Annotated in this window: 8 protein-coding genes and 1 pseudogene; 6 read left to right on the forward strand and 3 right to left on the reverse strand. The window is 68.0% G+C overall.

Features of this window, described 5'->3' with window-relative positions; all coding sequences use genetic code 11:
- Window positions 1–137 precede the first annotated feature (137 nt).
- Both FM104_RS10890 and pntB read left to right on the forward strand, forming a co-directional pair.
- Complete coding sequence (locus tag FM104_RS10890) at window positions 138–1,676, forward strand: Re/Si-specific NAD(P)(+) transhydrogenase subunit alpha (protein ID WP_087132265.1); 1,539 nt, start codon at window positions 138–140, stop codon at window positions 1,674–1,676.
- A complete protein-coding gene (pntB, locus tag FM104_RS10895; protein ID WP_087132266.1) occupies window positions 1,673–3,073 on the forward strand; it encodes a Re/Si-specific NAD(P)(+) transhydrogenase subunit beta in 1,401 nt (466 codons plus the stop codon). The genes FM104_RS10890 and pntB overlap by 4 nt, the downstream gene beginning before the upstream one ends.
- Window positions 3,074–3,184: 111 nt before the next feature.
- Here pntB and FM104_RS10900 read toward each other — a convergent pair whose 3' ends face one another.
- Window positions 3,185–3,691 carry a GNAT family N-acetyltransferase gene (locus tag FM104_RS10900; protein ID WP_087132267.1) on the reverse strand — a complete coding sequence of 169 codons (507 nt, stop codon included), beginning with the start codon at window positions 3,689–3,691 and terminating at the stop codon, window positions 3,185–3,187.
- A gap of 119 nt (window positions 3,692–3,810) precedes the next feature.
- Here FM104_RS10900 and FM104_RS10905 point away from each other — a divergent pair, with 119 nt between their 5' ends.
- The 4 genes from FM104_RS10905 (at window position 3,811) to rocD (ending at window position 10,427) form a co-directional block, all read left to right on the forward strand.
- The gene (locus tag FM104_RS10905) at window positions 3,811–4,371 is read left to right on the forward strand and encodes an acyl-CoA thioesterase (protein ID WP_087132268.1); all 561 of its coding nucleotides are present in this window, start codon (window positions 3,811–3,813) and stop codon (window positions 4,369–4,371) included.
- A 101-nt stretch (window positions 4,372–4,472) separates the two neighbouring features.
- Window positions 4,473–8,162, forward strand: a complete 3,690-nt coding sequence (locus FM104_RS10910; RefSeq protein ID WP_087132269.1) for a proline dehydrogenase family protein — start codon at window positions 4,473–4,475, stop codon at window positions 8,160–8,162.
- A gap of 190 nt (window positions 8,163–8,352) precedes the next feature.
- Entirely contained in the window at window positions 8,353–9,228 is an 876-nt protein-coding gene (gene ddaH / locus FM104_RS10915) for a dimethylargininase (protein ID WP_087132270.1), read from the forward strand.
- Window positions 9,228–10,427: an ornithine--oxo-acid transaminase gene (gene rocD, locus FM104_RS10920; protein ID WP_087132271.1), complete on the forward strand. Its 1,200-nt coding sequence runs from the start codon at window positions 9,228–9,230 to the stop codon at window positions 10,425–10,427. Before ddaH ends, rocD begins: the two co-directional genes overlap by 1 nt.
- Window positions 10,428–10,454: 27 nt before the next feature.
- Here the strand turns inward: rocD and FM104_RS10925 are convergent, their stop codons facing one another.
- Window positions 10,455–12,008 carry a molybdopterin-dependent oxidoreductase gene (locus FM104_RS10925; RefSeq protein ID WP_087132272.1) on the reverse strand — a complete coding sequence of 518 codons (1,554 nt, stop codon included), beginning with the start codon at window positions 12,006–12,008 and terminating at the stop codon, window positions 10,455–10,457.
- 122 nt (window positions 12,009–12,130) lie between these two features.
- Window positions 12,131–12,593, reverse strand: a pseudogene (locus FM104_RS10930) (recombinase family protein); the annotation flags it as partial.
- Window positions 12,594–12,643 lie beyond the last annotated feature (50 nt).

Raw genomic sequence — 12,643 nt, forward strand, 5'->3', positions numbered from 1 at the left:
CTTTCTTCCGTCGTCATAAGAGCATTTTCGGTGCGTTTCCTTCGATCTTGGTCAGTAGGGTGAGCACAGCATAAGGCCGCATACACACACCCAGTGCGGCCGACGAACCGACGTCGCCGTCGGGTGGAAGGATCGCAGTGACGCAGATCGGAATAGTGCAGGAAGGGCCGGACGAGGCGCGAGTCGCCGCCACCCCGGCCACTGTGCAGACATTGAGAAAGCTCGGCTACGACGTGGCCGTCGAAGCGGGAGCCGGGCACCGTTCGTCCTATCCCGACGACGAGTACCGCACGGCCGGAGCCGAAGTCGTGCCCACCGCCGAGGCGTGGGCCAGCGGCATCATCCTGAAGGTCAACGCCCCGACGGATGCGGAGATCACCCGTCTCGCTGACGGCGCGACCATCATCGCGCTGCTCGCACCGGCGTTCCGACCCGACCTGGTCGAGAAGCTCGCACAGCGCGGCATCACCGCCCTCGCTCTCGACGCGGTACCTCGTATCTCGCGCGCACAGTCGATGGACGTGCTCAGCTCGATGGCGAACATCGCCGGTTACCGCGCCATCGTCGAGGCGGCTCACGAATTCGGCCGCTTCTTCACCGGTCAGGTCACCGCCGCCGGCAAGGTGCCCCCCGCGAAGGTGCTCGTCGCCGGCGCAGGTGTGGCGGGGCTTGCCGCGATCGGTGCAGCATCCAGTCTCGGCGCGATCGTCCGCGCCACCGACCCGCGCCCCGAGGTCGCCGACCAGGTCTCCTCCATCGGCGGCACCTACATCCCCGTCGACGTCGAGGTCGAGAAGACCACCGACGGCTACGCCAAGGCGACGAGCGAGGACTACGACCGCCGCGCTGCGGAGATCTATACCGAGCAGGCTGCTGACGTCGACATCATCGTCACGACCGCACTCATTCCAGGGCGCGCAGCGCCTCGCCTGATCACGGCATCCGATGTCGCGGCGATGAAGCCGGGCAGCGTCATCGTCGACATGGCAGCCGCGCAGGGCGGCAACGTCGAGGGCTCGGTCGCGGGGGAGCGGGTCGTCACCGACAACGGCGTGATCATCCTCGGCTACACCGACCTGGCCTCGCGCCTCTCGGCGCAGGCCTCGCAGCTCTACGGCACCAACGTCGCCAACCTCGTCACTCTCCTCACGCCTCTCAAAGACGGACAGCTCACCCTCGACTTCGACGATGTCGTGCAGCGGTCGGTGACGGTCGTGCGCGATGGCGAGGTCACGTGGCCGCCGCCCGCCGTGCAGGTCGCCGCCGCTCCGGCAGCATCCGCGCCGAAGCCGGCAGCCGTCGTCGCCGAACCGAAGCGCATGTCGGTCGGCCGCAAGATCGCGCTGATCGTCGTCGGCATCGCCGCGCTCTTCGCCGTGAACGCCTTCGCACCGGCTCCGCTTCCGCAGCACTTCACCGTGCTCATGCTCTCGGTGGTGATCGGCTTCTACGTGATCGGCAAGGTGCACCACGCGCTGCACACCCCGCTGATGTCGGTCACCAACGCGATCTCGGGCGTGATCATCGTCGGCGCCATGCTGCAGATCACCGACGGCAACCCCGTCGTGCAGGTGCTCGCCGCGGTCGCGGTGCTCGTCGCCAGCATCAACATCTTCGGAGGCTTCGCGGTCACTCGCCGAATGCTCAACATGTTCACGAAGGGCGGCCAGAAGTGACCGTTGACGCACTCGCCGGCGCGGCCTATATCGTCGCAGCCCTGCTGTTCATCCTGAGCCTCGCCGGTCTCAGCCGCCACGAATCCGCCCGCTCGGGCGTCGTCTACGGCATCGCCGGAATGACGATCGCCCTCGGCGCCACCCTCGCCCTCACCATCGCCGACGCCTGGGGCGGCAGCGGGTCGCTTCTGGGCCTGAGCCTGCTCGGGGTCGCCGTTCTGATCGGCGCAGCCATCGGTCTGTGGCGTGCCCGGGTCGTGCAGATGACCGGGATGCCGGAGCTCATCGCCCTGCTGCACAGCTTCGTCGGCATCGCGGCCGTGCTCGTCGGCTGGAACGGACACCTCGCTCATCTCGAGATCGCGCCGGAGCTTGCCGGCATCCACAACGCCGAGGTCTTCATCGGCATCTTCATCGGTGGCGTGACCTTCACCGGGTCGATCGTGGCGTACCTGAAGCTGTCGGCGAAGATCTCCTCCAAGCCGCTCATGCTGCCGGGCAAGAACCTGCTGAACGTGCTCGCGCTGGTCGCTTTCCTCGTGCTGACCGTCTTGTTCGTGATCGATCAGCAGCTCTGGCTGCTCGTCGCCGTCACGGTGCTGTCGTTCGCTCTGGGCTGGCACCTGGTGGCATCCATCGGCGGCGGCGACATGCCGGTCGTCGTCTCGATGCTCAACAGCTACTCGGGCTGGGCCGCGGCCGCCGCCGGATTCCTGCTCAACAACGACCTGCTCATCGTCACCGGTGCTCTGGTCGGTTCTTCTGGTGCCTACCTGTCGTACATCATGTGCAAGGCGATGAACCGGTCATTCATCTCAGTGATCGCGGGCGGGTTCGGCATTGTGGCATCCACATCGAGCGATGAGGAGTACGGTGAACACCGCGAGATCACTGCGGATGCTGCCGCAGCCATGCTCACCGACGCGCAGACGGTCGTCATCACACCCGGTTACGGCATGGCAGTCGCCCAGGCGCAGTACCCGGTGGCGGATCTCGTCGCACGACTCCGCGAGCGGGGCATCGACGTGCGGTTCGGCATCCATCCGGTGGCCGGACGCCTGCCGGGCCACATGAATGTGCTGCTCGCCGAGGCCAAGGTTCCGTACGACATCGTGCTCAGCATGGAAGAGGTCAACGACGACTTGGCCGCGACCTCGGTCGTGCTCGTGATCGGTGCGAACGACACGGTCAACCCGGCTGCCGCCGAAGATCCGTCCAGCCCCATCGCCGGGATGCCGGTGCTGCGCGTCTGGGAGGCCGAGAACGTGATCGTCTTCAAGCGCTCGATGGCGGCGGGCTACGCCGGCGTGCAGAACCCGCTGTTCTTCCGCGAGAATGCGCAGATGCTGTTCGGCGATGCGAAGGATCGCGTCGAGGACATCATCCGCGCGCTCTGACCCGGTCCGCGCCCACTCGCTTCGCCGAGACCCTGGGAAAACGTCGACACCCCCTGCTGCGGACGCCCGCAGCAGGGGGTGTCGACGTGAAGACGGGGTGTCGGCGCGAGATCAGCGCACGAAGCGCACCTCGGTGAGCGTCTCGCCCAGGAACGGCTCGGTGTGGCTGGCGCCATCGAGCGCGAATCCGTTGCGCTCGTAGAAGCGGTGCGCGCGGGGGTTGTCCTCGGCGACCCAGAGGTACAGCGGCTCAGCCTCGTCGACCGCGGCATCGAACAGCTTCTGGCCGATCCCGGTGCCCTGCCACGTGCTGAGCAGGTAGATGAAATAGAGCTCGCGCATCGCGGGAGCATCCTTGTCGCGTGCGGGGCCGGATCCGACGAATCCGACGATCTCACCGTCGACGAGCGCGGCGCTCATCTTGAAGTCGTCACCCTGGCGGGCCCAGTTCGTCCACAGCTCGGCCATGCGCCGCGGGGAGATGCGCTCGAGCGCCGCCTTGCTGATGAGATGGTCGTAGGTCTCATGCCAGGTGCGTGCATGCACGCGACCGAGAGCTTCCGCATCCACATCGCGGACCGGGCGGACGATGATCTCAGGCTGGGCTTCGGCGCTCATGCCGTGACTCTACGCGCGCCAGCGCAACAGGTGAAATCGCCTGGTCACATACCCCCGCCTCTGTATGCTTCCACCAATCAAGTTGGCCGGTTCGTCGTGGATCACTACCATCGCCCCTTGTGAATGTGATCTGGCGCACCCTCCTCGTGATCTTCCGAGCTCGACAGCGCGTACGTCGCGGCGAGAGTCTCGAGGCAGGCGCCGTGGGCAGCATCCGCCTCACCACGCTCCCCACAGATCTCGACATCCTGCGCCACATGAACAACGGCCGCTACCTGTCGCTGTTCGACCTGGGTCGGTGGGATCTGCTGATCCGCACCGGGCTCTTCGACGCGATGAAGCAGCGAGGCTGGTATGCCGTCGTCTCGAGCGAGACGGTCACGTTCCGCAAGTCGCTTGAGCTCTGGCAGCGCTTCGACGTGGAGTCGCGCTTCATCGGACACGACGAGAAGGCGCTGTTCACCGAGCATCGCGCCGTGGTTGACGGCGAGGTCTACGCACGCGTTCTCGTGCGGGCGCGGATGCTGCGCCGCTCGGGCGGAACCGTTCCGCACGACGAGCTGTTCGCCGCGCTCGGACAGCCGGAGGGCGTGCCGGACGTGGAGGGCTGGATCCATGACTGGGCATCCGCATCCGCTCTGCCGCCGACCAAAGCGCCGGCGCCGAGCGTGTGGCACTGACGGCAGCAGTTCTTGCGAGCGCCGCGGGGGTCGGCCGGACGCGTGCACAGCATGACGAAGATGAACCACGCCTGAACTTGCCCCGCGCCTAGGCTGGGGACATGTCAGAGCAGTCGACGTCTCCGATCGGACCGCGTCTCGCTGACGCCGCTGTGGAACTCGCGGGAAGGTGGGTGCTCGAATCCGCCGCCGTTGACACCGACCCCGCGGCGCAGCGGCTGGCCGGAGTGCTGCACGATCCGAAGGGGCTCCCGTTCACGCTCGGGTTCGTCGACGGCGTGATGCGTCCGGAGAGCGCGTCGGCGGCAGCATCCAATCTGCATCGCGTCGCGCCCCTCGCACCCGACTTCCTGCCCTGGTACCTGCGCGGCATCGTGCGTCTCGGCGGGGGCATCGCCCCTGTGCTGCCCGTGCCGACCGTGCCGATCGCGCGGCGGGTGCTGCGCGAGATGGTCGGCCACCTCGTTGTCGACGCCCGACCCGAGAAACTCGGACCCGCGCTGGAGAAGCTGCGACGCCCGTCCGCGGAGTCCGGATCCCAGGTGCGTCTGAACCTCAATCTGCTCGGCGAGGCCGTGCTCGGCGAAACCGAGGCGAAGCGCCGACTCGATGGCATCCATGATCTGATCCGCCGACCCGACGTCGACTACGTCTCGGTGAAGGTCTCTGCGGTCATGAGCCGCATCTCGGTCTGGGCCTTCGACGAGGTGGTGGATGCCGTGGTCGAGCGCCTGCTGCCGCTGTACCTGACCGCGGCGAATCCGGCGACGGCGACCTTCATCAACCTCGATATGGAGGAGTATCACGACCTAGATCTGACGATCGCGGTGCTCATCCGCATCCTCGAGGATCCGCGGCTGAAGCATCTCGAGGCCGGAATCGTGCTGCAGACCTATCTGCCCGATGCGCTGCCCGCTCTGCAGCAGCTCACCGCGTGGGCGCGCGAGCGTGTCGCGCACGGCGGCGGGCAGCTGAAGGTGCGGCTCGTCAAGGGTGCCAACCTGCCGATGGAGAAGGTGGATGCTGTCATGCACGGCTGGCCGCAGGCCCCGTACAGCTCCAAGCTCGACACCGATGCCAACTACCTGCGCTGCCTCGACGAGGCCTTCCAGCCCCGCAACGCGGCCGCCGTGCGCATCGGCGTCGCCGGGCACAATCTCTTCGACATCGCGTTCGCGTGGCTGCTGGCCGGTGAGCGCGGCGTGCGCGAAGCAGTCGAGTTCGAGATGCTGCTCGGCATGGCGCAGGGCCAGGCCGAAGCGGTCTCCCGCACGGTGGGGCAGGTGCTGCTGTACGTGCCGGTCGTCAGTCCGCACGAGTTCGATGTCGCCATCAGCTATCTGGTGCGCCGACTGGATGAGAACGCATCGTCATCGAACTTCCTCTCGGCCGCTTTCCACCTGGCCGATGATCCGTCGCTGTTCGAGCGCGAGCGGCTGCGCTTCGTCGACTCGGTGACCCGGATGAGCGACCGCACGCTGCTCACCGGGGCTCGCCGAGTGCAGAACAGGGCGGCGCCCGCACACGAGTCGGTGCGGCCGGCGATGAAACCGCAGGCCTCCGACGAAGACCTCACCGGAGTCGTGCTCGGCATCGCGCGCGGGTCCTCCGAAGACGGCGGCGACAGCGATCCGTTCCTGCAGACCGCGGTGTACGCGCGCCAGGAGCTCGCCGGCAACGGCGCCGCATCCGGGGCGCCGGGATTCGAGAACACTCCCGACAGCGACCCCTCTCTGCCCGCCAACCGCGACTGGGCGCGGGGGATTTTCGACCGCGTCAGCCGGCCCGAAGAGTCGACGCTCGGTGTCGCTGCGCTTCGCGCGGCCCGTATCGATGACGAGCGGATGCTGCGCGACACGATCGATCGCGTGCACACCGCCGCGGCCGACTGGGGTGCGCGCCCCGCATCCGAACGTTCGGCGATCCTGCTGCGGGCGGCCGCAGCGCTCGCCGCCCGGCGCGGCGAACTCATCGAGATCGCCGCGATCGAGACCGGCAAGGTGTTCGCCGAGGCTGACACCGAGGTGAGCGAAGCCATCGACTTCGCCAAGTACTACGCGGCGACCTGCCGCGAACTCGACGGGGTCAGCGGTGCCGTCTTCGAGCCGGCGCGGGTCACGGTCGTGACCCCGCCCTGGAACTTCCCCATCGCCATCCCCTCCGGTGGTGTGCTGGCGGCGCTCGCCGCAGGATCGGGTGTCATCTTCAAGCCCGCACACCTCTCCGCCCGGTGCGCGGCGGTCATCGCCGAGGCGCTCTGGCAGGCCGGCGTGCCGCGTGATGTTCTCGCGCTCGTCGAACTCGGTGAGCGCAAGCTCGGCGAGCAGCTCATCTCGCATCCGTCGGTCGACCGGGTGATCCTCACCGGATCGTGGGATACGGCGGCCCTCTTCCGCTCGTGGCGTCCTGACCTGCCGCTGCTGGCCGAGACCAGCGGCAAGAACGCACTCATCATCGCCCCCACGGCCGACCTCGATCTCGCCGTCGCCGACCTCGTCAAGAGCGCCTTCGGCCACGCCGGTCAGAAGTGCTCGGCCGCATCGCTGGCGATTCTGGTCGGTCCCGTCGGCCGCTCGAAGCGGTTCGCCCGGCAGCTTCTCGACGCCACCCGCACGATGCGGGTGGTGTGGCCCGCGGATGCCATGGCCGAGGTCGGTCCTGTGATCGAGAAACCGCAGGGCAAGCTGGCCTGGGCTCTGAACGAGTTGGAGGGGGAGGAGAAGTGGCTGGTGCGCCCGCGCTCCCTCGACGATTCCGGGAGGTTGTGGAGCCCCGGCATCCGCGTCGGTGTGCAGCCCGGATCGCGCACGCACCTCGAGGAGTTCTTCGGGCCGATGCTGGGCATCATGCACGCGCCCACTCTCTCGGCGGCCATCGAGCTGCAGAACGCCGTCGCCTACGGCCTCACGGCGGGGCTGCACACGCAGTCTCCTGCCGACCTCGAACTCTGGCTCGATGAGGTGCAAGCCGGAAACCTGTACGTGAACCGCGGCATCACCGGAGCGATCGTGCAACGCCAGCCCTTCGGCGGCTGGAAGCGCTCATCGGTCGGGCCCGGCGCCAAGGCCGGTGGTCCGAACTATTTGGTCGGTCTCGGTTCGTGGCGGTCGCAGCCACGCGGCAAGGCCTCGAGCACCCTGCACCTGCGCGGTCTCGACACCCGTATCTCCGGTCTCATCGAGGCGGCGCAGTCGTCGCTCGACTTCGAGGCGTTCGAGTGGTTGCGTCAGTCGGCGCTGTCGGATGCGGTCGCCTGGGACCGCGAGTTCGGCCAGGTGCGCGATGTCTCGCAGCTCGGCGTCGAGCGCAACCTCTTCCGCTACCGGCCGGTGCCGGTGATGATCCGCGCCACGACCGACGCGGGGCTGCAGGAGGTGCTGCGGACGGTGATCGCCGGCATCCGCTCCGGTACGGAATTCTTCGTCTCAGCACCCGAGGGTGTGCCGGCGGGCGTGCGCGCAGAGCTGAGTGCGCTGGGCGTGATGCTCGCCGTCGAGAGCGACGCGGAGTGGATCGAGCGGATGCTGCGCACGGGCGGCTCCGACGACGCGCTGGAAGCGGCGACGCCAGAGTACGGCCGCGTGCGTCTGGTCGGGGGACGGGATGCTGTGGCGGCGCTGCACGCGCAGCTCGCGGCCGCGGTCTCCGGCGATCCCGACCTGGCGGTATACGACGGCGAGGTGACCTCGGCGGGGCGCCTCGAACTCTTGCCCTTCGTGCACGAGCAGGCGATCTCGATCACCGCGCACCGCTTCGGCAACCCTGACGACTGGAGCGCGTCCGTCATCTGACCGCTGACTCTGACCGACCGCCCGCCCGCCCGAGGCAGGATTGTCGGGATACTGGTTTTTCGCGGGTTGGGATGTAAAAATGTAGGTGGTGTGCCTGTGTCGCATCTTCCCCGCGCCTCTCAGAGGTGCTCGGGTCGAACTTCCGCCAGGCCTATGGACAGCGTCCGCCGCACCTTCACGAGGAGCACTCATGTCCACGCCTGAAATCGCGACCGCCCCCGCGCCGACCCGCGTCGCCCACCACCGCCGCTACCTGATGTGCCGCCCTGAGCACTTCACAGTCGAATACAAGATCAACCCCTGGATGGAGCCGGCCACGCCCACCGACACCGCAAAGGCTGTCGAGCAGTGGCAGAAGCTGCACGATCTGTACCTCGAACTCGGCCACGAGGTCGAACTGATCGAGCCGCTCGCCGGTTACCCCGACATGGTTTACACCGCCAACGGCGGCTTCGTCATCGGCGGCCGCGCGTATGTGCCGGAGTTCTACTACGAGCAGCGTCGCGGCGAGTCGCCGGCCTTTGCCGAGTGGTTCCGCGCCAACGGGTTCGACACGGTCCTGCCGAAAGAGGTCAACGAGGGCGAGGGCGACTTCCTGCTCGCCGGCGACGTGATCCTGGCCGGCACCGGCTTCCGGTCGGCCGGAGACAGCCACCGCGAGGTGCACGAGGTCTTCGACCGCGAGGTCGTGACGCTGACTCTCGTCGACCCGCGCTTCTACCACCTCGACACCGCGCTCACCGTGCTCGACCCGGTGCAGGGCGTCGAGAACGGCGGCCCCGAGCGCGCCAACGTCGCCTACCTGCCGAACGCGTTCGACGAAGCATCGCGCAAGATCCTCGCCGAGCGCTTCCCTGACGCGATCCTGGTCGCCGACGAAGACGGCGCGGTGTTCGGACTCAACTCGGCCAGCGACGGCTACAACGTCATCATCTCGCCGCGTGCGACCGGCTTCGAGAAGCAGCTGCGCGAGCGCGGCTACAACCCGATCATGGTCGATCTCTCCGAGCTGCTGCTCGGCGGCGGCGGCATCAAGTGCTGCACCCTGGAACTCCGGGGCGCGTAATGACCCTGCAGCCGGCAGAGGGCTCGATCGAGCCGCACGTCGCGGAGAACTACAGTCCTCTGCCGGTTCTGGTCGCCACCGCAGATGGCGCGTGGGTGACGGATGCCGAGGGCAGGCGCTATCTCGACCTCCTGGCCGCCTACTCGGCGGTGAACTTCGGTCACCGGCATCCGGAGCTCATCGCCGCCGTGACCGAGCAGCTCAGCCGCGTCACGCTTACCAGCCGCGCATTCATGAATGACCGGCTCGAACCGTTCTCGGCGGCGCTCGCGCGGCTGTGCGGCAAAGAGCTCGTGCTGCCGATGAACACCGGCGCCGAGGCGGTCGAGACCGGCATCAAGGTCGCGCGGGCGTGGGGCTACCGCGTCAAGGGCATCGCGGCGGGCAAAGCGCGCATCATCGTCGCCGACGGCAACTTCCACGGGCGCACCACGACGATCATCAGCTTCAGCGATGACGAGCAGGCACGCGCCGACTTCGGCCCGTACACGCCCGGGTTCGATACGGTTCCGTTCGGAGATGCGGATGCCATCGCGGCAGCCATCACCGATGACACCGCCGCGGTGCTGATCGAGCCGATCCAGGGCGAGGCCGGCGTCATCATCCCGCCCGAGGGCTATCTGCGGCGGGTTCGGGAGATCTGCGACGAGCAAAACGTGCTGTTCATCGCCGATGAGATCCAGGCGGGGCTCGGCCGGGTCGGCGCGACCTTCGCCTGCGATCGCGAAGGCGTTGTGCCGGATCTGTATCTGCTGGGCAAGGCGCTCGGCGGCGGCATCCTGCCCGTCTCGGCGGTGGTCGGAAACCGTGACGTTCTCGGCGTCATCCGTCCGGGCGAGCACGGTTCGACCTTCGGCGGAAACCCGCTCGCGGCGGCCGTCGGACTGAAGGTCGTCGAGATGCTCGAGACGGGCGAGTTCCAAGCGCGCGCCCGCGAACTCGGCGCACACCTGGCATCCGCCCTCGAACCGCTCGTCGGTCACGGGGTGACGAGCGTGCGCATCGCCGGGCTCTGGGCCGGCGTCGACATCGACGCGAAGGTCGGCACGGGCCGCGAGATCGCCGAGAACCTGCGCGGGCGCGGCGTGCTCGTGAAAGACACGCACGGACAGACCATTCGCATCGCCCCGCCGCTGGTCATCCGCGCCACCGAGCTCGATTGGGCCGTCGCGCAGCTGCGCCTGGTGCTCGCGGACTGACCCTGCTTGACGCCGATCAATGGGCGGTCAGGAGACCGTCACGCTGATCGTGTGCCATCCGGTGGCGCCGTCGGGAGCCGGAGCGGCGACGGCATCCGTCTGCGTGGAGCCATCGGCGCTGACCGCCCGGCACCGCAGCACGTGGTCACCTTGATCGGCGCGCCACGGCATCCGCCACTGCACCCAGGTGTCATCCGAGACCGCGGGCGCGAGCTCTGCCTGCTGCCACGTGCCGCCATCGATCTGCACCTCGACCGCTGAGATCGCTGTGCCCGGCTGCCACGCGACGCCGGCGATGACGGTGTCGCCCGCATCGACGCCGTTGCGCTCGCGCGGCACGTCGATGCGCGACTGCAGCTTGATGGGGCCCTCGGCCGACCAGCCGCGGTCGGTCCAGTAGCCGCGGCTGCGGTCGAAGCGCGTGACTTCGAGGTCGGTCACCCACTTCGTCGCCGAGACGTAGCCGTACAGCCCGGGAACCACCATCCGCACCGGAAAGCCGTGCGCCAGCGGCAACGGGGCGCCGTTCATGCCGATTGCCAGCAGCGCGTCGCGGTCGTCGGTGAGCGTCTCCAGCGGCGTGCCCGCGGTGAAGCCGTCAGCCGAGGTCGAGAGCACCATATCGGCGTCGGCATCGGGGTGCGCTTTGGCGAGCAGTTCACGGATGGGGTATCCCAGCCACAGGGCGTTGCCGACCAGGCCGCCACCGACCTGGTTCGAGACGCACGACAGGGTCACGGCCTTCTCCACGAGGGGAAGCGCGAGAAGTTCGTCCCAGGTCAGCTCGACCTCGTGTGCGACCATCCCGTGAATGCGCAGTCGCCAGTCAGCCGGGTCGACGGTGGGCACGATGAGCGCCGTGTCGATGCGGTAGAAATCGTCGTTCGGTGTGAACAGCGGTGCAAGTCCGGGCACGTCGAGGGCGGCGCCGGCAGGAACAGCGGATGCCGGTGTCGCGGCCTTCGGCAGCCGGATCGCCTCCCGCAGGGTCGCCACCGCTGTGCTGCCCGCGCGGGCGACCGAGCCGACGATTGCCATCGTGACGCCCACCGCGGCTGTGCCCGCGGCCCAGACGAGGAACCCGCGGCGGGACGTTCCGCCGGTATCTGGCTGCAGCTGTTCGGCGGTCGCTCGGCGAAGGAGCAGGTGCAGTGCCATCGCGGCGGCGGCTCCCGCCAGCAGCGACGGCAGCCACGAGATCAAACTCGCCTCGGGCCGGGTGAGAGTGAGGATGCCGACGATGCCGCCGATTGCGGCGAACGCGATCAGCCCCGAGCGCGTCCAGCGCGATTCGCAGATGCCGAGGACAGCCCCCGCCGCCAGCAGCACGATTCCGATGCCGATGAGCAGGGCGATCTTGTCGGACGTGCCGAACCACGCGATCGCGGTGTCTTTCGCCCACGCCGGTGCCGCGTCGATCAGCGCGCCCCCGACGACGGCGAACGGACTGGAGGATGGTGCGAGCAATGCGGCGACGATCTCACCGATGCCCGCGCCGAGGAGGGCTGCGGCAGCACCCGCGGCCGCCGCAGTTCGCGCCGTGACCGCACCTGCCTGACGGTGCTGTGCGGATTCGCTCATCTGTCCAGATTACGAGCATGCGCGCCTGCAGGGGTGTGGAGTTCGGCGCATTGTGACGGTGTTCTGTGATCGCTCTTTGTCGCGCCTGATGCCGTGCTGGGCGTGAGTTCTGCGGCGCGACGTTAGAAGGTGGAGCGCGATATACCGAGGTCGCGGACGACCTGTGCGGTGGTTTCGCCGTTCTGGATGAGGTGGAGGGCGCTGCGTATCTGACTGTCGGTGATCCGCCGAGGTCTTCCGCCGAGATCGCTCCCCGCGGCACGTCGCTTGTTGATGGAGTCGGTGATCCGTTCGCTCTTAATGTCGTGTTCCATTTGCGCAAGAGCAACCATGATTGTGGACAGCATCGACCCCATTGGTGTCGATGTGTCCACGTCGCCATCGCCGAGACTCAGGACTCGAAGGCCAGCACCGGTTTGGCGGAGCCCTTTCCGCGAAAGCGAGCATGTTCTGCGTGGACCGTCCGAGACGGTCCAGTGTGGTGATGACGAGCGTGTCGCCCTCCTCGAGGGCATCGACCGCACGGTCGAATTGTGGACGTGACGCCCGCGCTCCAGAGACCCCCTGATCGATGTAAAGGGGCTCTTCCTACTTGAGGTGGGGGCTGGTCAGTGCGCCGCCGATGAGGAGCATGC

The organism is Microbacterium esteraromaticum (assembly GCF_900163815.1).
In the GTDB taxonomy this organism is placed as follows: Bacteria; Actinomycetota; Actinomycetes; order Actinomycetales; family Microbacteriaceae; genus Microbacterium; species Microbacterium esteraromaticum_B.